The organism is Streptomyces sp. NPDC002577, assembly GCF_053594815.1.
In genome coordinates, this window is sequence record NZ_JBSFWK010000075.1 from 1 (window position 1) to 18,467 (window position 18,467).

An 18,467-nucleotide genomic window follows, 5' to 3' on the forward strand; every position below is an offset into this window, starting at 1 on the left:
CGTCAACGTCCTCTGGGCCCTCCTGCGCGACGGACGGACCTACGAGGTCGTGCCTCCTGCGGCTCTCGCGGCTTGACAGACAGCATTAGGAATCGCTGTCACAGGACACTGGCTCACAGCTCACAGCTCACAGCTCACAGCCCCTCACCGCACCGCCTCTACCTGCGGAAACAGGGCGTGAGGCTCATAGTCGCGGCTGGTGGCAGGTTCGTTGACGGCACCCCGTGGACCAGGACGCCCGCCCGGGGGACATCCCGCACGCCACCATGAACACCCGCATCGCCCAGCAGGTGGCGGCTTCGTTCGGGATCGCGATCGTCGCCGTGGTCTTCCAGTCGCTCCTGGAGCACGGCGCGACGGGGGCCTTCCACGGCGCGTTCTGGTGGGCGATCGGCATCACGGTCGCCGCGCTCATCCCCGCCGTCGCTCTCCCGGCGAAGGCGACAGTCCCGGCCGCTACCGGGCGCTCTCAGGCGAGCGGCCAGCTACATAGGGCGGCGTCGGCCATCTCCTGGAGGTCGTCGCGAACGATACCGCTCGCGGCCTGCACGGCTATGCCGAATGCCAAGGTGGTGACGTAGCGGGCGAGGAGCCCCGGATCGGCCTCCGGAGGCAGTTCGCCGTCGTCGACGGCTTGCTGGAACCGGTCCCGGAGCTGAGAGCAGCCGTTGGTGCGCCAGGCGGCGAGCAGGTCGCGGACCGCCTGCCCGGAGTCGCCGGTGGCCAGGGCGCCCTGGACGCCCAGGTATCCGTGGGGGTGGTGGTGGTCCGGACGGTGCCGGCCACGGAATGTCACTCTCGGCTATGTGTCACCTGGCGGTGCGGCCGACCGTGCGGAACACGCCCAGGACCCGCTCCAGCTCGGCGACGGCGTGGTCTGGATGCGCCGGTTGGCGTAACTCAGTGCGGTGCCCATACAGTGCTGCCCCCTCTTCGGTCTCGAGGGGTGTTTCCCGTGGCTCCTTCGTTGTTTTCTTCCTTCTGGAGTAATTAGCATGCCCACGCCGTCTTCTGGTTCTGGTGGATCGCCCAATCCCGCACCGCCAGGGCCCTCGGCCGGCGGGCCGTCGACGCCCACGCCTGCGCCCGCCCCTACGCCCACGCCTGCACCCGCACCCTCGCCTGCCCCGACGCCCACGCCTGGCCCGCCTCAGCCCGGCCGGTTGCAGCGGTTAGTTCTTCGGATCCGCAGGGCTCACCGGCGAGAGAACCTTGATCATCTGCGCGGCTGGTTTGAGCTTCTGGGCTACTACCTTGCCCCTCTCGTTCTCCTCGGGGCCGCTGCGTGGGCGATGTGGACGTGGTACCAGGATCACCAGGTGGCGGAGAAGGCCGCCGACGCCACGGCGAACGGGCCGACCCTCAAGTCGGACCTGAAGATCGCCAAGGTCGAGGCCCTGCTCGGGAAAGGTCTCGAGGGCGAGACGAAGGATTACACCGCAGGGGACCCACCCACCGTCCAGAAGATCAATGCGTGGGGTCCGCACGTGAAGGTGACGGTTCAGAACATCGCCACCGCGCCCGCGCTCATCACGAAGGTCAAAGCAACGTTCCGCCAGTCGTTCTATCTGGAACCGTGCTACGGCGTCGGAGGACAGTTCGCAGACACCGTGAAGTACCAGCTGACGATCCCCGACGGTCAGCCCATGGTGAAGGGCAGCCGCTCGCACAAGGTGCCCTTCACCAAGGAAGCGGAGATGGCCTTCACCGTGGCCGCCAACACCTTCGACCAGTTCACGCTGACGACCGGCAATGAGACCACCGCGGACGGCGCAAGCCCTTGGATCGGCGTCTTCGATGTGGAGCTGGAACACGGCAACGGGAAGAAACTGACCTTCGGTCCCATCGCCGTGATCGACACGGGTGGTAATCCCATGTTCTACGCAGACGGCGACACGTGGCACATCGGTCCGGAAGACATCAAGGGGTGCACGAAGCGCAATGCCGCAACGGTGGCGAAGATCCTGAGCATCCCGAAGGTGACGGCATCCAAGGAACTCAAGGACCTCGACAAGGCGTTCCGCTCTCTCGGTGAGTAGAGCGGTCCGCCGCCCTAGTGTGATGCGCCAGAAATAACGAGACTAAGTGTGTAGGTTTTTTCATGGCGTCTCGGGGTCCTCGTGCTGTCGAAGTCGTGCTGTCTGTCGAGGAGCGGGCGGAGCTGACGCGTTGGGCGGGTGGTGCGGTGTCGGCCCGTGTGGCAGAACGGGCCCGGATCATTCTGGCCTGTGCGGAGGGAGCGTCAAATACCCGTGTAGCAGGGGACTTTGGGGTGTCCACGGAGACGGTGCGCAAGTGGCGCTCGCGGTTCGTGGCCCGGCGGGTGGCGGGCCTGGTGGACGAGCCGCGGCCGGGGCGGCGCAAGCCGGAGCTTGTGCTCTTGGAGACCGAGCGGGCGGAGCTGACGCGTTGGGCGCGGCGGGCGAAGACCGCGCAGTTCCTGGCGCTGCGGGCGAAGATCGTGCTGCGGTGCGCGGAAGGCGGGACGAACAAGGAGGTCGCCGCCGAACTCGGTGTATCGCAGGGAACGGTGAATCGCCGGCGGTCGCGGTTCATCCGGTTGCGGCTGGACGGGCTGACCGATGAGCCGCGGCCCGGCAGGCCGCCCTCGATCCTGCTGGACCAGGTCGAAGACGTGCTCACGGCGACGCTGGAGTCCACCCCAGGCAAGGACACCCACTGGTCGCGGGCCTCGATGGCGAAGCACTCCGGGCTGTCGAAGTCCACCATCGGGCGGATCTCGACGTCCACCTGGTCTATGACAATTACGCCACCCACAACACCGCCGAGATCAAGACGTGGCTCGGAAAACACCCACGCTTCCACGTCCACGTCACCCCCACCGGCTCCTCGTGGATGAACCAGGTCGAGCGGTGGTTCGGCCTGCTGACGGACAAACTCATCCGCCGCGGCGTCCACACCTCCGTGAAGGCCCTCGAGAACGACATCCGCGACTGGATCGACACCTGGAACGAGAACCCCAGGTCCTTCACCTGGACCAAGACCGCCGACGAATCCTCAAATCCCTCGCCGACTACCTCACCAAAATCAACCCGCCGACCACTGAAACCTGAAATAGATTTAGCCTCGTTATTTCTGGCGCATCGCACTAGCCAGTGCCGTGTCAGGCAACGTTCGCACTGGTGACGATCCAGCGTAGGCGCTAGTCGGCGGCGTGGACTACAGACTTATCAGCCCAGATGCCGGGCGAAGAACCGCAGCGAGTCGTCCGTCTCGAACCGCGGCAGATCTCCGTGCTTGCCGGGGTTGGCGTGCAGTGTCTTCTCGGCTGAACCGATGGCATCGAACAACGCCAGGCTCTGTGCACGGGGCATCCGCTCGTCGTCCCACTGGACCAGAAATTGCACCGGCACGGTGACCTGCGCGGCGGTCCCGGCCAGCGCGGGCGACCCTTGCAGGCCCAGCACCGCGGCGCGGACTCGAGGTTCTGCGGCGACGAACGGTATACCGAACGCGCAGCCCAGCGACACGCCCCAATAGCCCACCGGTCCGCCGCCGATATGGTCGAGTTGCTGGACTGCGGTCAGGACCGCCTGCCATTCCGCGACGGTCTGCCCGGCCACGAGCGTGTACATGGCGGTGTCCAGGGCAGCCGTATCCCCTCCGGCGGCCATACGCGCCCGGTACTCTGTCGCGATCCGGTCGAACTCCTCGTCCGTCGGCCGCTCGCCGTGGTTGGGCACGTCGATCGCGGCGACCGCGAACCCACCCTCGGCGGCGAAGCGATGCGCGCGGGCCAGGATGCCGGGGGCCTTCTTGTGTTGCCCGCCGCCGTGTCCCATCAGGATCAGGGGACGAGTGCCGTGGGCGTCTTCCGGCGTCCACAGCACGCCGGGGATCTCGTCGAGGGTGAAGAGCTGTTCGGTCACGCCGCCCAACGACGTCTTGGAGATGAAGCGCATAGCGTTTCAAGCCTTTCGGAATACCTTCTGCAGGCGCTCCTTAGACCATGCGAGGGAGGGAGCCCCGATCTGTCACAGCGTTGATCGGTCTCACCTCCTCGAGTTCGCAGCGGGCACGGCGACGCTGAATGTATCGCAAAGGGGCATCACTCGCGTCTCGCCAGGGCGAACGTTGCCTGACTAGTGCCGCGTCAGGCAACGTAAGCCCCGTTACAGCGTGGGCGGTTGTATCGCCGGGGCTACTCTCAGGGCCATGCCACAACGTCCCACCGGACCGCACCCGATGAGCGCAGAGCAGTACTACGCCACCCGCCCACCTGTGTTCGTCGGCGCTGGGATCTTGCTGCGCAGCGCCGCAGGCAACGTCTTGCTGGTCAAACCGACCTACGAGCCACGCTGGGTGATCCCTGGGGGCGCCATGGAGCTGGAAGAGACACCCCGTCAGACCGCGCGTCGCGAGGTCAGGGAAGAACTCGGCCTGGACCGTGAACCTGGGGGCTTGCTCTGCGTGGATTACGCACCTGCCACAGAGAAGCGCCTCAAACCAGGCATCATGTACCTGTTCGACGGTGGACTGCTGAGCACGGCAGAGGAGGCCGCCATCAGCCTCCCCGCCGAAGAACTCAGCGGCTACCGCTTCGTACCTCCCGCCGACCTCCCCGACTACATCGGCGGGCTGTTGCTCCGCCGTGTGCAGGCCGGACTCAAAGCCCAAGCAACCCATATCCCCGTCGATCTCGAAGACGGTTATCCACCCACCTCAAATTCCGCTGCCCTCGAGGCCTGAGACAAGGCGAACGTTGCCTGATGCGGCACTAGCCAGAGAGTGACATCAGGAACTGCCCGCGGTGCCGAGGTGCCGGGCAAAGAACCGGACAGAGCTATCGATTTCGAAGGACGGGACTCGATAGTGGCTACCGGGGTTGGCATGCAGGGTCTTCTCGGTGGAGCCGAGTGCGTCGAACAGCTTCATGACGGAGTCCCGCGGATTCCCTTCGTCGTCCCACTGCAGCACGAACTCGACCGGGACGGTGATCCGCGTCGCGGCGTCGATGAGCCACTCGCTTCCGATGAGGCCGAGGACAGCTGCCGTGATACGCGGTTCGACCGCGACAAGGCGGATGCCCATCTCACCGCCCTGCGACAGGCCGTAGTACCCGACGGGCTGACTGTCGCCGACGGACTCCAGTTGCTGGAGTGCGTCCAGGGTGGTCTGCCAGTCGGGTATGAGCTGTGACGCTACGACTTCGCAGAGTGCAGGCCACGCCGGGCCGACGGGCTCGCCGGCCGCCTCCCGTTCCTGGATGACCGCGACAAGCCGCTGGACCTCAGCGTGCTCCGGCCTGTCGCCGGTTCCCGGCGCGTCGATCGCGGCGACCGCGAAACCGCAGGACACGACGTACGGGATTGCTCGGGAGACGACCTCCCATCCCTTCTTGTGCTGGCCACCGCCGTGCCCGATCAAGACCAGCGGCCGGGGACCGGAGCCCGCGGCGGGCGTCCACAGCACCCCAGGAATCTCCCCGATAGTGAAGAGCTGCTCGCGGACGCCATCAGCGACGGTTTCTGAGGTTATGCGCACGCGTGCATGTCAGCAGAAGCGCCGCCGACGTCGCAAGCCGATTACCAGGCGACCACACCGGAGAAGTGAGCCTGGCCGAGACCGGACGACTGCTGCACCTCTTCACCGCTCACGCGACCGACGTCGTCCACGCCCTGCCCTGGAGGCGACGACGCCACCAGTGGCGGCCCGCCCAGCCTGCCTCGCCGAGTCCAGAGGCCAGCCCTTTGCCGCTGGTGCAGACCCGCAACCGGTCGCGCAGTCGTTTGCCCCTGCGTTCGCCGGCCATTCCGACGTAGACCAACGGGCCGCTCGCATCCGTCCTGGCGAGGTAGACGCCGGGTAGCCGCGGAGCCTGGGCCGTGATCAGGGGTACCCAGTCCGACCAGCCGGCCATGGTCTCGATCCCGTGACTGGTCATTGGCCCCCGCCCATCAGCCGATCTCGTCTGCTGGCCCATTGTCCCCGGGGCCGGCGACTACGGCACCAGGCCCTGCAGGTAAGGGCGGGCGATCTCCGGCACGGGCTGCGAGAGGGGGCGGCGGCTGCAGGACTTGGTCCTCGATGTGGTCCACCAGCCGATTCAGTCAGCGCAGCAGGTAGCGGTTGAAGGGCTGCTTGGCCTCGATCCGCTTGCGCTGTTCGGCGGGAAGGTGCTCTTCAGCGCACCGGGCTGAATGGGGGTGAACCGATGGTTTCACACGGTTGAACCTTCGCGGTTGAGGCGAAGTCGGGGCGACAACAGCGGAACCCCGTGTGGCGGTCGGACCGATCCTCTTAGCCGAAGCATGTCAGTCACCCGAGGAGTCACCTGATGTCGAGCATCACGTCCGCCGAGATATGTACCGTCCCGGCGAGCGACAGATCCGCACCGCCCAAAGGCCACGCCCTGCGCCTCGACATCCAGGGGCTGCGCGCGGTGGCCGTCGGGCTGGTGGTGCTCTCCCACGCCGGCGTGTCCCAGGTCAGCGGGGGTTACATCGGTGTCGACGTCTTCTTCGTGATTTCCGGCTTCCTCATTACGTCGCTGCTGCTGCGCGAACTCGCCACCACCGGCCGGGTGTCGGTCCGTTCCTTCTATGCCCGCCGGGCACTGCGGCTGCTTCCCGCGTCGTCCCTGGTTATCGCCGTCACGCTGGGCGGGGCGTGGCTGTTCCTGTCGAAGGCGCGGCTCGCCGAGTACGCGGGCGACGCCCTCGCCAGCGCGCTGTACGCGGTCAACTTCAGGCTGGCTGCGGCCGGTACGGACTATCTCGCCCAGAACAGCCCGCCGTCGCCGTTCCAGCACTTCTGGTCGCTCGCCGTGGAGGAGCAGTTCTACCTGGTGTGGCCGCTGCTCCTGCTGCTCACCTGGCGGGTCGCCCGCGGTCGGCGCCGACTGGTCGCGGTGCCGCTCGGGGTACTGTGCCTGGGGTCGTTCGCGGCGGGCGTCCTCGTGACGAACTCCTCCGCGCCCTGGGCGTACTTCGGCTCCCTCACCCGAGCCTGGGAACTGGGTGTCGGCGCGCTCCTGGCGCTGGGCACCGGCCGACTGGAACGGCTGCCCGCCGCCCTCGCGGCCCCGCTGACCTGGCTCGGCCTGGCCTGCGTCACGCTGGCAGCGGTCTGGTACGACGACGAGACGCCCTTCCCCGGCTACCACGCCCTCCTGCCGGTCGCCGGTACCGCGCTCGTCGTGGCCGGCGGCTGCGCGCCCACCTTGCACGGCGCGGGGTGGCTGCTGGGGCGGCGACCGCTGGTGTGGCTCGGCGGACTCTCGTACGGCTGGTACCTGTGGCACTGGCCGCTGCTGGTCATAGCCCCGGCGGCGCTGGGCCGCGCCGACGGCACGGCCGACGTGCCGCTCGCGCTCGGGCTGGCCGCGGCGGCGCTGGGCCTGGCGTGGCTGACCCTGCGCCTTGTCGAGAACCCGGTCCGCTTCCACCGGGCCTTCCGCAGGCGCCCCCGCCGCGCCCTGGTTCTCGGGGCCGCGCTGTCGGCTGGCGCCTCGGCGATGTCCCTGACGGCGACAGCGGTCCCGCCGACGATCGAGGCGGGCGACCCCGCGCCCGCGCTGGCGCAGGCTCTCTCCGACGCACCGGCCCCGCAGGCGCGTCTCACCGAACTCCTGGCGTCGTCCCCCACCGCCCTGCCGAGCAACCTCGCCCCGCCCCTGCCGAAGGTGAAGTCCTCCCGCTCCGCGGTCTACCGGGACGGCTGCCACGTCGATTACGCCGCCACCGGCACCCGGCCCTGCGTCTACGGCGACCGGACTTCCTCCCGTACGGTCGTCCTTTTCGGCGACTCCCACGCGGCCCAGTGGTTCCCGGCCCTGCAACGGCTCGCGACCACACGCGGCTGGAAACTGGTCTCGCTGACGAAGGCCTCCTGCAAGGTCGCCGACGTGACCATCGTCAGCGGCCACAAGCCGTACACCGCCTGCGACACCTGGCGCTCCAACGCCATGGCAAAGATCAAGACCCTGCGCCCCGACCTGGTCGTCGTCTCCTCCTCGGACGCCGGAGACCCGGCCCGCCCCGCCGCCGACCCCCTCCACCAGTGGACCACCGGCTTCGAGAACACCTTCCGCAACCTGGGTACCTCCGGCGTCCGGGTCGCCGCCCTGCTCGACACCCCATGGCCCAAGGGCGACCCGATCGACTGCGCCGCCAGGAACTCCCTGCAACTACACGCCTGCGCGAACCACTTGCCGGACGCGACCCGCGACGCAACCCGCGGCACCGCCCTCCGCACCGCCGCATCCACAACGGCCACCACAGTCATCGACCCCGCCCCCTGGCTCTGCGCCCCGCGCACCGGCATCTGCCCCGTAGTCGTCGCCGACACCGCCGTCTACCGCGACGACAGCCACCTCTCGGAGGCGTACGCCGATGCGCTTGCCCCGGTTCTGGCGCCATCGCTGGATCGCCTCGTGGGTGCGCCCTGAACACACCGGATGATCCAAGCGACGGTGGCCGAGTGATCAGGGCGGTGTCGATTCCGGGAGACACTGCGGATCTCAGCCGCCACACGAGCACCGCACCATGGCTGAGTCCGGACCGTCCCGCCGGACGCGGCCTGATCGTCGGCGTCGCCCTGGTCGTCATCGGCGCCGTCCTGGCCGCGCTCGCTGTGTTCGGCGGCAGCAGCGGCAACGCCGACACCACCCCGACCCGCCCGTGCCGGCCGCGTCCACGGCCCCGACCGTCGAGCCCTCCGAGGATCCCGCGCGACTCCCACGGACGAGCCGACGGGCGCGGAGGTCCTGCCAACCTCCAACCCGTCGATGGATGAGGGCAGCACCGGCGGCTGACACCGCCCCGCAGCGCCCCGGTCGGCCACCAGTCGACCCGGGTGCTGCCATTCGCCCTCGAATTCCTCGCCCTGCGCCGCCTGACCACCTCCGCCTTCGGCACGCTGATGAGCCTGGGACCCGCCATCGCCATGCTCATCGGCCTCCTCGTCCTCGGCCAGAAACCCGGCCTGGCACCTGCCGCCGGCATCGCCTTCGTGGTCGTCGCCGGCATCGGCGTCACCCGCACCGGCGCCCGCCCCACCCCGGCGCCCCCTGGACCCCACCACGCCAAGCCGTCCACCACGGTGAGCTCGGCGTCGAGCTGAACCGCCAGACCGCCGGGACCGGCATGACGGTCCCGGCGGCTGGGTCCGTACCCCCTTCGTGGCGCACCGGCCCGCAACGACCGTCACACCTGCGGCCAGAAAACGGTGCGACGGGAGCGCGATCGCCTCATGAGCGACGAACTCCGGCCCGCCCGCTCCCGGGTCGCCGACGGCGTGGTTCTGCTCCCGATCGACATCGCCGCGCAGCGCCGGCCCGTTCGGGATCGTCGCCCCGCACCGACCAGGCGCCGGCCGTCGAACCAGTCGAGGGACTCGCTGCGCCACTCTGTCTTGACGCGGCCCCACGCCGGGGTCTGCAGAAAGCTGACCGACCGCTGGGCCCGCATGAACACCAAATGCTCGGCGGCGCTGATCGGCCTGACGACCGGATTCCCGACTGCTGCTCGTACTGGTTCGCCCTAGGACATGCCGATTCCGGCCGCCACCGGCCGGTGGTCGCTACCCGCGGCCGGCAGCAGCCACGCGCTCTTCGGCTCCACGCCGCGGACCAGGATCTGGTCGATCCGCGCCACCGGGAACTTCGCCGGCCAGCTGAAGCCGAAGCCGTCCCCGGCCACGTCCTGGACCGAGCGCAGCTGCGAGGCGAGGCCGTCGAGCGCACGGTCGTCCATGGTGCCGTTGAAGTCACCGAGCACCAGCACCCGCTCGCTGCGCTCGGCGGCGACGGCCTTGGCGAGCTTTGTCGCGCCGGCGTCGCGCGAGTCCGTCCAGAAGCCGCCCCTGGGCATCACTCGTACGGAACCCAGATGCGCCACGTACACCGCCAGCGGCCCCTTCTTGGTGGTCACCGTGGTGCGCAGCGCACGGGGCGGGTCCACCGGGATGTCCTCGGGCCGCAGCTTCTTGGCCAGTGGCCCGACCATGCCCCGCAGGACGTCGACCGGCCGTGTGTCCGACAGCGGGAGCTTGCTCCACAGCCCGACCGTGCCCTGCACGGTGTGGTGCGGGTACGCCTTCGCGAGCTCCTTCTCGTACGTGCCCTTGGCCTGGTCGGTCAGCTCCTCGAGCGCCAGCAGGTCCGCCCCGGAGGAGGCCAGGGCGCGGGCGGTGCCGGCCGGATCACGGTTCTCGGCGGCGACGTTGTGGCTGACCACGGTGAGGTCACCGCCCGCATGGGACTTGTCGCCGAGCAGTCCACCGAAGAGGCTCAGCCACACCACGGCCGGCAGCAGCAGCGCGACCAACGCGGAGGCGGAGCGGCGCCACAGGGCACCGGCCGCAAGCACCGGGATGAACACGCCGAACCACGGCAGCATGGTCTCCACCAGACTGCCGAGGCCCCCGCGGTCCGTGATCTTCGAGTGCAGCAGCAGGACCAGGCCGAGCAGCAGCGCCAGCGCCGCGAGCACCAGGCCGCGCTTCCAGGCCTCCGGCCGGGAGCCGCTGCGGATCGTCCGGCGGATGGCCGCGCGCCAGGTACCGGAGCCGGTGTCCCGGCGGCCGGCGCCCTCCTGTCCGGCCTGCTCCGCCGTGTCCACCTGCACCATCGTCTGTCCTCGCTCACTGCCGTTCACTGCTGCATCCTCGGGTCCTGGGTGGGGTCGGCGTACATCCGCGGGCAGCTGTGATCGATGGCTTCGGAGCGGAGTTCGTAGTGCCAGGACTCATTCTTGTAGATCTGACACAACCCGTACACGGCGCCGTGTTCGGACAGCCACGTCGTCGCAGCGGAGTGCCCGATGTCGACCGCGTCCCCCGACACGTGAGGAGAGGTCTCGGCGGTGGCCACCCATCGGGCGGCCTCCTCTTCGGACCCGGACTTGGAGACCGCCTTGCGCAGAAGCTGATCCTGGTACTCCGGGGAACGCCAGCCGCTGGTGACGTAGAACTCGACTCCGTCGTCCGCGACATCAGTCGCAGCCCGGCGGAGGGCCTTGAGCAGATCCGCATCGAGGTTGGCCACAGCCGGAACCCGGTCATCGAAGCCCGTCACGCCGTCGGGAACGACACCGTCGGCCTCGCCGACCGCACCACGGCGCCCACCGGCAGGCGTACCACCCTGCTCACCGCGACGAGCCTTCGAGGGGGGCGTTGCGGAGGAAGACGAGGGCGGTGCGGTCGAGGAAGACAACGGTGATACGGCCGGGGGAGACGAGGCGGACCTGGTCGGGGAAGGCGAGGAATTCTGCGACTGACAGCCGAGGACTGCGGTGATCGCAGCTGTGACGGCTATCAGGCCGACAACAATGCGCCGGTGAATCCGGCGGGTCGTTGTTCGTGCCGATGGTGCGGTGTGGTTCACGCCGCCAGTCAAGACAGCGTGGTGTTGCCGGCACGTATGGGATTTTCGATACGCGGACGATATGCGCCGACTCGTAGCATCGAGGGCATGCGTGTGTTGATCGTCGAGGACGAGCCCTGTCTGGCAGAAGCCATCCGCGATGGCCTGCGTCTGGAAGCGATCGCGGCCGACATCGCAGGTGACGGCGACACCGCCCTGGAACTTCTGAGCATCAACACCTACGACATCGCCGTCCTCGACCGCGACGTCCCCGGACCTTCCGTCACGCGCGCCGCTCCTCAGCCGAGGCTTCCGTCCCGCGGCGGGCCCGTGTAGGGCGGTGCCATACGCCGAGAGCGGAAGCTTCACCGGGGCTGCTGCTTGTCGGCGAGGCCTCCCTTGAGGCCGATGCCCTCCACGCGCGGGGGCCAGGGCCTGTCCGGCGGGTCTCACCGAACAGGCCTTGGCCCCGACCGGGCTCAGCGCTTGAGCAGGAAGGTGAAGTCGCCGGAGCGTTTGCCGCTCAGCCGCACGTCCGAGACGAGTGCACCCTCCGTGATCAGCCTCTCGACCTCGGTCCGTGACAGACCACACCCTTCGGCGATCAGCCGCACCGGCCGGACAGGAATCCGCGCCGCGAAGCGGACCGAGACGTCGATCACCTCGTGGTCCAGGTGACCCGGTCCGCCCGTGTCGAGACGCCAGGCTCCGTCCCAGTCGAGGGCGATGCGGTTACGGCGCCGCACAACCGGATCCTCCAGCAACTCGGCTGCCAGACCGGGGTCGTTGTCGTGCATCCGCTCCAGCAGATCAGGCCGTATGGAGCGGACGTTCATGCGCTCCAGGACCGTGATCTTCGTGGTGTCCCCGCAGTCGGAGCAGAGCGCGAGGAGCCAGGCGTCGATGAGCTTGTGGTTGGCGTTGACACGGAACTTGCCGCTTGTCCGGAAGCATCCGGAAGCGCACGTGTGGCAACGGCGGAGAACGATGGGCAGGCAGGTGGGTGTGATCACCCAGTTGGTGAGCAAAGAAGTACACCGGTTTCAGTGAGAAAGTCCGTAGCAAGAAGCAGCACGGCGCGCAGTGCGCGACGCGCGACGAATCAGCGCTTGGGAGGTCTCACAGGGTGTACAAGGGCTCTTCCTTGCCTCGACGACTTGGTCCGACAGGACGGTAATGACGCGCAACGGGGCCGTGCCACCGGTTTTCGGGCGTCTCGCTCAACGACTGCTGCCGCCGCCACCGCGTCAACTCGGGCTGTCCATATATTCGTTTGCCGTAGGCGAGCCAGATCGGATAGGAAGTCCGCATGCTAAAGGGCAGCAAGATCGGGCTGAGGGCACGGCACGAGGACGACATCCCCACTCTGCGGACCGAGCTCTACGACGATGTGGTCAACTCCGCGCGGGCCGAGGCGGGGCCGTGGCGGCCGATCTCGCCCGGTTCGAAGGACCCGCGGCTCGTGGTGGACGACACGGCGCAAGGCAGCGTCGCGTTCTCCGTGGTGGAGCTGGAAGGAGGCGCCCTGGTCGGCACCGCGACGCTGTGGGGCATCGACAACCACCACCGGTCCGCCCACATCGGACTCGGGCTGCTGCCGGCGGCACGCGGCAAGGGCTACGGCACGGACGTGGTCGCGACGCTGTGCTACTACGGTTTTGTGGTCCGCGGCCTGCAGCGGCTGCAGATCGAGACACTGGCGGACAACCACGCGATGCTGCGCTCCGCCGAACGCAACGGCTTCATCCGCGAGGGCGTGCTGCGCTCCTCGGCGTGGGTGCTGGGCGAGTTCCTGGACGAGGTACTGCTCGGGCTCCTCGTCCAGGACTGGAAACCGAACTCGTAGGGCTGGAGCCCAAGATCTTCATGAGTCGTCCAGCCGGTGTCGGCGGCCCTGCCGTGTCAGGTGGCGAAGAGTCCGTCCTGCACGAAGTCGACGGTCTTCCGCGGCGGGTAGAACAGGCGAAGCAGCATGAACGTCTTCTACTGTCGGGGTGGCGGGATTTGAACCTATGACCGCTTCGCCCCGAATGAGGTTCGGCGGCTGATCCTGCCAGTATGGAGAGCGTTTTCCCTGGCCAGCGCGTTGATTCCTGGCGCTCTCGAGCGGTCCCGAAGTGGCTCGAGCGGTCCCGAAGTGGCTCGGGGAGCGGGTTGGCTCCCAGTCCAGATGCGCGATGCTCAGTCGCCGACGGCGAGTTCGTCCCGCTCGTCCCGCACCTGCCCGTCAGAGCGTGGTTGCACGCTGCCTCGCAGTCTCCCACTCCCGGTGTTCGGCGCGGACGCGGTGCCATAGCCGGGCCCGCGTGGAGGCGTCGACATCTGTCAGGTTCAGATGGAACACATCGGCCAGTACGTCGTACCACTCGGCGGCCGCGTCGATGATCCACTCGTGCGTGCCTTCGGCGTCGATCCGGCGCTGCACGCAGCCGCGCAGCATGTCCACGCCCTTGGCGTCGCGGAGCTGGACCTGGAGAACCCTGACGAATCCGGACTCGGGGGAAGAAGACAGCCGGTGGTGCTCCGCGGCGAAGGAGGACAGCTCCACGGGCTCGGGCGCGAAGACCATCGCCGTGAAGGCGCCGCGGGGGTCATGGGTGAACCGCCAGCCGCCGGGCACCACCGCCGACGGGGCCATGGCGTAGGTGAACGGCCCCTGGGTGTACGTGCCTTCGCGCAGCGGCAGCGGCTCGTACATGCCGCCTGCGAGCCCGGTGTCGACCAGCCACCGCTCGCCGTCGAGCCCCACGGTGAGTGCGAGATGGTCGCCGCCTGGGCCCGCGGGGTCCTCGACCTCGTCCTGCACTCCGGCCCGGTGCAGGGTCACGTCGTAGCCGAGGGCCGTCAGTAGCGCGGCGAAGGCCCCGTTGAGGTGGAAGCAGTAGCCGCCGCGCCCGCGCAAGATCCGGGCCACGGATTCCGCGGCGCCGATGCCCGTCGGCCGTTCCAGCTGGTTGTCGAGGGTCTCGTAGGCGACCCGTTCCACCTGCGCACGGTGCAGCGCCCACAGCGCCTCGGCGGTCGGAGCCGCCGGCCGGGCCACCCCCAGCACGGCCAGATACCCGTCGACGTCGATCATGCTCCCCCTCGCCGTTCGAACGGATCACTATAGCCACCGGTACCGCCCGTCCCACGCCCCTGGGTACTACACCCACCCCCGACCACTGCACTCCAGCCACGGCGAAACCAAGTGGCTGTTCGGGCCCAGCTCTGCATACGTTCGGCCGCATGGCTGACGACTGCTTCGCGCATCCACGGCTCGCCGCGATCTACGACCCGCTCGACCCCGACCGCAGCGATCTCGATGCCTACCTCCGGATCGCGGAGGAGTTCGAGGCGCGCCGAGTGCTGGACATCGGCTGCCGCACAGGGGTGTTCGCACTTCTCCTGGCTGACCGCGGGATCGAGGCCGTCGGCGTCGATCCCGCTCTGGCGTCCGTCGACGTCGCCCGGGCCAAACCGGGCAGTGAGCGAGTGCGCTGGATCTGCGGCGACGCGACAGACCTCCCGCCGCTGCAGGTTGACCTGGCGACGATGACAGCCAATGTTGCCCAGGCCATCGCCGATCCGCACACATGGCAGAAGACGCTGCACGGAGCCTACGAAGCACTACGGCCCGGCGGGCACCTGGTTTTCGAGACCCGCGACCCGGCCAGACGCGCCTGGGAAGAGTGGACCCGCGAGAACTCCTACCGCGTGACGGAGATCCCGGGCGTCGGCTCCGTCGAGGGCTGGGTCCAGTTGATCGACGTGAGCTTGCCCCTGGTGACGTTCCGCTGGACCTACGGGTTCGCAGCGGACGGACAGGTGCTGACGTCGGATTCGACGTTGCGCTTTCTGGAACGGAAGGAAGTCGAGCGGGACCTCCCTACGGCGACGCCGAGATCGCCGACTTCCCGCACGTCATCAGCCAGATCAACGCCGACCCCGACGTCACCTTCGTCTCCCACCTCGGGGACATCAAGAACGGCTCAACGGTGTGCAGCGACGCATACTTCCAGATGATCAAGTCTAACTTCGATCAGTTCGAGGACCCGCTGGTGTACACGGTGGACGACAACGAGTGGACCGACTGCCACCGGCCCAACAACGGCTCGTACAACCCGTTGGAACGCCTCGCCAAGGTCCGCCAGGTGTTCTTCGCCCGCCCCGGCTGGACCCTCGGCCAGAACAGCGTGCGGGTGACCTTCCAGGCCGACGAGGGTGTCCCGGAGAACGTCCGCTACACCCGCGCCGGCGTCGCGTTCGCCGCAGTCCAGCGTACGAGGGATCGCTGACGGTGGGGTCGAACATGTCGGCCTGCATCATCAGGGCCACGGCCCGGTCGCGGTGGAGGCGGGCCGAGGCGAAGGTGTCGCGGATGGACTCGATCACCGACGCCGTACGCGCCAGAGCAGGCTCGTGACGCCGTTCGATGAGGGCGCCGGGTCGATCCGTATCGTCGCGGCGTGTGCCGCGGGGCTCGCGGCGAGGGCGCCGGCCGCCTGTCCGTACTTGTTCCGGTAGGCGGCGTCGATCTCGGAGGCTGGCCTGGTGTCACGGGTTTCCAGGAGGACGTCGTAGGTGACGGCCCCTACCCGGATCTGTCCGTGGCTGTGCTTCAGCGCCGCCTGGTACCAGCTGGAGCGGACCCCTCGGTAGGCGCGGACGTACAGCTTGCCGCCCACCAGGACCATACCGAGCTCGACGCCGGGGTGAGCGTCGTCCCCGGCGGTCAGGACGAGGGATCCGGACCCGGTGAGCAGGGCGAGATCTTCGGGTGTCCAGGTGGTCATCGCGTCAGGTCCTCCGTCCGGTCGGTGCTCGGTTGCCGGGTGGTCCATGAGCTCAGGATGCGCAGGGCGTCGTGGGATGGGCTGCCGGGTTCGGCGGTCAGGATCATCAGGCGCTGTCCGGAGCCGTCAGGGCTGGTCCAGGTGTCGCAGTCGAGGGTGAGGTCGCCCACCAGGTGGTGACGGTAATGCTTGGTGCCGTAACTGGCGCTGTTGACGCGGTGTTCGGCCCACCAGGTGCGGAAGTCGGGGTCCTGGAGGGACAGTTCACCGACGAGCTGGGCGAGGTCGGGATCGTCGGGGTCGGCCGCGGCCTCCATGCGCAGCGCGGCGACGGCTTCCCGGGCGTCGTGGGCCCAGTCCTGGTGCAGTTGCCGGACCACCGGGTTCGTAAACAGCAGCCGCATGTAGTTGCGCCGGTTCGCCGGTAGGGCGGCGAAGTCGGTGTAGAGGGCTATGGCGGCGGGGTTCCAGGCCAGGATGTCCAGGCGTTTGCCAAGGACGATCGCGGGGGTTTCGGTGAGTTGGTCGAGCAGACGTCGCATGGCCGGACGCAGGCGTTGGGCGGGTCGGCGGCGGCGCGGGTGGGCGTCGGTTCGGCCGGCGAGTTCGTAGAGGTACTTCTGCTGGTCGTCGTCGAGGCGCAGGGCGCGGGCCAGGGTCATCAGCACGGGTACGGACGCCCGGACGCGGCCCTGCTCCAGTCGCGTGTAGTAGTCCACGCTGATGGCGGCGAGCTGGGCGACCTCCTCGCGACGCAGTCCAGCGACCTTGCGGGCGGAGTCCGTCTCGGGAAGGCCGCACTCCCGCGGTGTCAGCTGGGCCCGGCGGGCCTTGAGGAAGGCGCCCAGCGCCCGGGAGTCGGAGTCTGAAGTCATGCTCCTAAGTGTCATTGCGCCGCGACGACCACGGCACATGTGTGAGGGGGCAAGTTCTTTCCCAGGCAGAAACCTGGCTCTCCCGCTCGTGCGGAGACTGACAGAACGTGGATGTGTGCCCGGCAGGGTGCGGACCCCGAGTCCACCGCGCCGGTGCGTTACGACACGTCATCACAGTCTCAGGGAGTCCCTCATGGCCAGGACCACCGTCAGCTTCGACAGCGCCGGCATCCCGCTCGCCGGCCACCTCTACACCCCCGACAGGCCGGCGTCGGGTCCGCGGCCGGCGCTCGTGGTCGGTCACCCCGGCACCAGCGTGAAGGAACAGACCTCCGGCATGTACGCGCAGCGGATGGCCGAGCGCGGGTTCGTCACCCTCGCCTTCGACGCCGCCTACCAGGGCGAGTCCGGTGGCCTGCCCCGTGGCCTGGAAGACCCCGCCCAGCGGGTGGAGGACTTCAAGGCCGCTGTCTCCTACCTCACCACCCGCGACGACGTCGACGCCGACCGCATCGGGCTACTGGGCATCTGCGCCTCCGGCAGCTACTCGCTAGCCGCCACCGGCGGCGACCACCGCGTCAAGGCCGTGGCCACCGTGTCCACCGCCGAGCCCGCACGCCAGTTCCGTCTCGGCGCCGACGGCACCCAGGACCCGGCCGTCTTCCAGGCCCTGCTGGACGCCGCGGCAGCGGCCCGCAGCGCTGCCGCACGCGGCGAGGACCCCGGCATGATGACCATGTTTCCGGAGACTGCCGAGCAGGCCCGCGCGCTCGGCGGCCAGCACGGCGTCGAAGGCTTCGAGTACTACTGCACCTCGCGTGGCCAGCACGAGCGCTCCGCGAAGACCCTCGCCTGGGAAAGCATCGACAGGATGGCCTTCCACGACGCCTTCTTCGCCGTCCCGCTGATCGGCCCCCGCCCCATCCTCCAGATCATCGGCGAACGCGCCGTCACCGCGTGGATGGCCGTCGAGGCCCACCAGCGCGCCACCGGCCCCAAGGAAATCCACTGGATCAAGGGCGCCAGTCACGTCGACCTCTACGACAAGAAGGAGTACATCGACCCCGCCATCGACAAGCTCACCGACTTCTACGCCACCCACCTCATCACCGACTGGCGAGCACCCCGCGACGGGTAAAGACCTCGGGGATGTCCTGATTGCGCGAGCTCGCCAGTTTCACACCCCGCCACGGCCGCCGTGGCGGGGTACTCGTCCCAGGTCCGGCCATCGAGCAGACGGCCGCCGGCTTTCGGGGTCAGCCCGCCGACCTGCTTGAAGAACAGGGCCACCCGGAGATCGACACACCGGTCTCGAATGTCGCGGACCCAGGCCATGTCCAGCGACCGGTGAGCCGAGCCGCTCTCGCCGCCGACAATCACCCAGTCGATCCCCGACAGATCCAGGGACGGCACCGGCCCCAGAGAGCGTGACGGGCTGGACGACGAGGCCGCACCGGACCGTCCCGGACCACAAGGCCCTCACGGTTCCAG

General features: G+C 68.7%; 19 protein-coding genes and 3 pseudogenes. 11 read left to right on the forward strand and 11 right to left on the reverse strand.

Annotated features, from left to right (window positions below; translation table 11 throughout):
- The first annotated feature begins 224 nt into the window (after window positions 1-224).
- The 3 genes and pseudogenes from ACWD4J_RS42545 (at window position 225) to ACWD4J_RS42555 (ending at window position 3,074) form a co-directional block, all read left to right on the forward strand.
- Window positions 225-581, forward strand: coding sequence for a hypothetical protein (locus tag ACWD4J_RS42545; protein ID WP_451400923.1), 357 nt, complete (start codon window positions 225-227; stop codon window positions 579-581).
- Between the two features lie 582 nt (window positions 582-1,163).
- Window positions 1,164-2,039 carry a hypothetical protein gene (locus ACWD4J_RS42550; protein ID WP_451400924.1) on the forward strand — a complete coding sequence of 292 codons (876 nt, stop codon included), beginning with the start codon at window positions 1,164-1,166 and terminating at the stop codon, window positions 2,037-2,039.
- Between the two features lie 62 nt (window positions 2,040-2,101).
- Window positions 2,102-3,074 (forward strand): annotated as a pseudogene (locus ACWD4J_RS42555) (helix-turn-helix domain-containing protein).
- A gap of 117 nt (window positions 3,075-3,191) precedes the next feature.
- On the opposite strand, the gene ACWD4J_RS42560 reads toward ACWD4J_RS42555, so the two are convergent.
- Window positions 3,192-3,923, reverse strand: coding sequence for a dienelactone hydrolase family protein (locus ACWD4J_RS42560; protein ID WP_451400925.1), 732 nt, complete (start codon window positions 3,921-3,923; stop codon window positions 3,192-3,194).
- A gap of 283 nt (window positions 3,924-4,206) precedes the next feature.
- Here ACWD4J_RS42560 and ACWD4J_RS42565 point away from each other — a divergent pair, with 283 nt between their 5' ends.
- Window positions 4,207-4,710 carry an NUDIX domain-containing protein gene (locus ACWD4J_RS42565; protein ID WP_451400926.1) on the forward strand — a complete coding sequence of 168 codons (504 nt, stop codon included), beginning with the start codon at window positions 4,207-4,209 and terminating at the stop codon, window positions 4,708-4,710.
- Between the two features lie 45 nt (window positions 4,711-4,755).
- On the opposite strand, the gene ACWD4J_RS42570 is transcribed toward ACWD4J_RS42565, so the two are convergent.
- A complete protein-coding gene (locus ACWD4J_RS42570; RefSeq protein WP_451400927.1) occupies window positions 4,756-5,505 on the reverse strand; it encodes a dienelactone hydrolase family protein in 750 nt (249 codons plus the stop codon).
- 109 nt (window positions 5,506-5,614) lie between these two features.
- Complete coding sequence (locus ACWD4J_RS42575; RefSeq protein WP_451400928.1) at window positions 5,615-5,905, reverse strand: hypothetical protein; 291 nt, start codon at window positions 5,903-5,905, stop codon at window positions 5,615-5,617.
- A 393-nt stretch (window positions 5,906-6,298) separates the two neighbouring features.
- Here ACWD4J_RS42575 and ACWD4J_RS42580 point away from each other — a divergent pair, with 393 nt between their 5' ends.
- Entirely contained in the window at window positions 6,299-8,410 is a 2,112-nt protein-coding gene (locus ACWD4J_RS42580) for an acyltransferase family protein (protein ID WP_451400929.1), read from the forward strand.
- A gap of 407 nt (window positions 8,411-8,817) precedes the next feature.
- On the forward strand, window positions 8,818-9,084 hold the full coding sequence (locus ACWD4J_RS42585) for a hypothetical protein (RefSeq protein WP_451400930.1): 267 nt from the start codon (window positions 8,818-8,820) through the stop codon (window positions 9,082-9,084).
- Between the two features lie 230 nt (window positions 9,085-9,314).
- Here the strand turns inward: ACWD4J_RS42585 and ACWD4J_RS42590 are convergent.
- The 3 genes and pseudogenes from ACWD4J_RS42590 to ACWD4J_RS42600 all read right to left on the reverse strand — a co-directional run.
- Window positions 9,315-9,458: pseudogene (locus ACWD4J_RS42590) on the reverse strand (peptidoglycan bridge formation protein FemAB); the annotation flags it as partial.
- A gap of 45 nt (window positions 9,459-9,503) precedes the next feature.
- Window positions 9,504-10,592, reverse strand: coding sequence for an endonuclease/exonuclease/phosphatase family protein (locus tag ACWD4J_RS42595; RefSeq protein WP_451400931.1), 1,089 nt, complete (start codon window positions 10,590-10,592; stop codon window positions 9,504-9,506).
- 23 nt (window positions 10,593-10,615) lie between these two features.
- Window positions 10,616-11,038, reverse strand: coding sequence for a M15 family metallopeptidase (locus tag ACWD4J_RS42600; protein WP_451400932.1), 423 nt, complete (start codon window positions 11,036-11,038; stop codon window positions 10,616-10,618).
- Between the two features lie 396 nt (window positions 11,039-11,434).
- Between ACWD4J_RS42600 and ACWD4J_RS42605 the strand changes: the two are divergent.
- Window positions 11,435-11,659: pseudogene (locus ACWD4J_RS42605) on the forward strand (response regulator); the annotation flags it as partial.
- A gap of 146 nt (window positions 11,660-11,805) precedes the next feature.
- Here ACWD4J_RS42605 and ACWD4J_RS42610 read toward each other — a convergent pair.
- Complete coding sequence (locus ACWD4J_RS42610) at window positions 11,806-12,354, reverse strand: DUF1062 domain-containing protein (protein ID WP_451400933.1); 549 nt, start codon at window positions 12,352-12,354, stop codon at window positions 11,806-11,808.
- A 281-nt stretch (window positions 12,355-12,635) separates the two neighbouring features.
- Between ACWD4J_RS42610 and ACWD4J_RS42615 the strand changes: the two genes are divergently transcribed.
- Window positions 12,636-13,172, forward strand: coding sequence for a GNAT family N-acetyltransferase (locus tag ACWD4J_RS42615; protein WP_451400934.1), 537 nt, complete (start codon window positions 12,636-12,638; stop codon window positions 13,170-13,172).
- A gap of 381 nt (window positions 13,173-13,553) precedes the next feature.
- On the opposite strand, the gene ACWD4J_RS42620 is transcribed toward ACWD4J_RS42615, so the two are convergent.
- Window positions 13,554-14,405, reverse strand: coding sequence for an arylamine N-acetyltransferase family protein (locus ACWD4J_RS42620; protein ID WP_451400935.1), 852 nt, complete (start codon window positions 14,403-14,405; stop codon window positions 13,554-13,556).
- A 149-nt stretch (window positions 14,406-14,554) separates the two neighbouring features.
- Between ACWD4J_RS42620 and ACWD4J_RS42625 the strand changes: the two genes are divergently transcribed.
- Together ACWD4J_RS42625 and ACWD4J_RS42630 are read left to right on the forward strand one after the other, a co-directional pair.
- Complete coding sequence (locus ACWD4J_RS42625) at window positions 14,555-15,331, forward strand: class I SAM-dependent methyltransferase (protein ID WP_451400936.1); 777 nt, start codon at window positions 14,555-14,557, stop codon at window positions 15,329-15,331.
- Window positions 15,328-15,603 carry a hypothetical protein gene (locus ACWD4J_RS42630; RefSeq protein ID WP_451400937.1) on the forward strand — a complete coding sequence of 92 codons (276 nt, stop codon included), beginning with the start codon at window positions 15,328-15,330 and terminating at the stop codon, window positions 15,601-15,603. The genes ACWD4J_RS42625 and ACWD4J_RS42630 overlap by 4 nt, the downstream gene beginning before the upstream one ends.
- 93 nt (window positions 15,604-15,696) lie before the next feature.
- Here the strand turns inward: ACWD4J_RS42630 and ACWD4J_RS42635 are convergent, their stop codons facing one another.
- Together ACWD4J_RS42635 and ACWD4J_RS42640 are read right to left on the reverse strand one after the other, a co-directional pair.
- The gene (locus ACWD4J_RS42635; protein WP_451400938.1) at window positions 15,697-16,101 is read right to left on the reverse strand and encodes a DUF2255 family protein; all 405 of its coding nucleotides are present in this window, start codon (window positions 16,099-16,101) and stop codon (window positions 15,697-15,699) included.
- Window positions 16,098-16,976, reverse strand: coding sequence for a helix-turn-helix domain-containing protein (locus tag ACWD4J_RS42640; protein ID WP_451400939.1), 879 nt, complete (start codon window positions 16,974-16,976; stop codon window positions 16,098-16,100). Before ACWD4J_RS42640 ends, ACWD4J_RS42635 begins: the two co-directional genes overlap by 4 nt.
- A 193-nt stretch (window positions 16,977-17,169) precedes the next feature.
- Here ACWD4J_RS42640 and ACWD4J_RS42645 point away from each other — a divergent pair, with 193 nt between their 5' ends.
- Complete coding sequence (locus ACWD4J_RS42645; RefSeq protein ID WP_451400940.1) at window positions 17,170-18,114, forward strand: alpha/beta hydrolase; 945 nt, start codon at window positions 17,170-17,172, stop codon at window positions 18,112-18,114.
- Here ACWD4J_RS42645 and ACWD4J_RS42650 read toward each other — a convergent pair.
- Window positions 18,066-18,389, reverse strand: a complete 324-nt coding sequence (locus tag ACWD4J_RS42650) for a DUF5131 family protein (protein ID WP_451400941.1) — start codon at window positions 18,387-18,389, stop codon at window positions 18,066-18,068. The genes ACWD4J_RS42645 and ACWD4J_RS42650 overlap by 49 nt on opposite strands.
- Window positions 18,390-18,467 lie beyond the last annotated feature (78 nt).

Excerpts from the sequence above, each read along its gene's own strand:
- ACWD4J_RS42565 (WP_451400926.1), top strand. The coding sequence starts at position 4,207 with ATGAGCGCAGAGCAGTACTACGCCACCCGCCCACCTGTGTTCGTCGGC.
- ACWD4J_RS42640 (WP_451400939.1), bottom strand. The coding sequence starts at position 16,976 with ATGACTTCAGACTCCGACTCCCGGGCGCTGGGCGCCTTCCTCAAGGCC.
- ACWD4J_RS42645 (WP_451400940.1), top strand. The coding sequence starts at position 17,170 with ATGGCCAGGACCACCGTCAGCTTCGACAGCGCCGGCATCCCGCTCGCC.
- ACWD4J_RS42615 (WP_451400934.1), top strand. The coding sequence starts at position 12,636 with ATGCTAAAGGGCAGCAAGATCGGGCTGAGGGCACGGCACGAGGACGAC.
- ACWD4J_RS42560 (WP_451400925.1), bottom strand. The coding sequence starts at position 3,923 with ATGCGCTTCATCTCCAAGACGTCGTTGGGCGGCGTGACCGAACAGCTC.
- ACWD4J_RS42635 (WP_451400938.1), bottom strand. The coding sequence starts at position 16,101 with ATGACCACCTGGACACCCGAAGATCTCGCCCTGCTCACCGGGTCCGGA.
- ACWD4J_RS42595 (WP_451400931.1), bottom strand. The coding sequence starts at position 10,592 with ATGGTGCAGGTGGACACGGCGGAGCAGGCCGGACAGGAGGGCGCCGGC.
- ACWD4J_RS42625 (WP_451400936.1), top strand. The coding sequence starts at position 14,555 with ATGGCTGACGACTGCTTCGCGCATCCACGGCTCGCCGCGATCTACGAC.
- ACWD4J_RS42575 (WP_451400928.1), bottom strand. The coding sequence starts at position 5,905 with ATGACCAGTCACGGGATCGAGACCATGGCCGGCTGGTCGGACTGGGTA.
- ACWD4J_RS42620 (WP_451400935.1), bottom strand. The coding sequence starts at position 14,405 with ATGATCGACGTCGACGGGTATCTGGCCGTGCTGGGGGTGGCCCGGCCG.
- ACWD4J_RS42630 (WP_451400937.1), top strand. The coding sequence starts at position 15,328 with ATGATCAAGTCTAACTTCGATCAGTTCGAGGACCCGCTGGTGTACACG.
- ACWD4J_RS42580 (WP_451400929.1), top strand. The coding sequence starts at position 6,299 with ATGTCGAGCATCACGTCCGCCGAGATATGTACCGTCCCGGCGAGCGAC.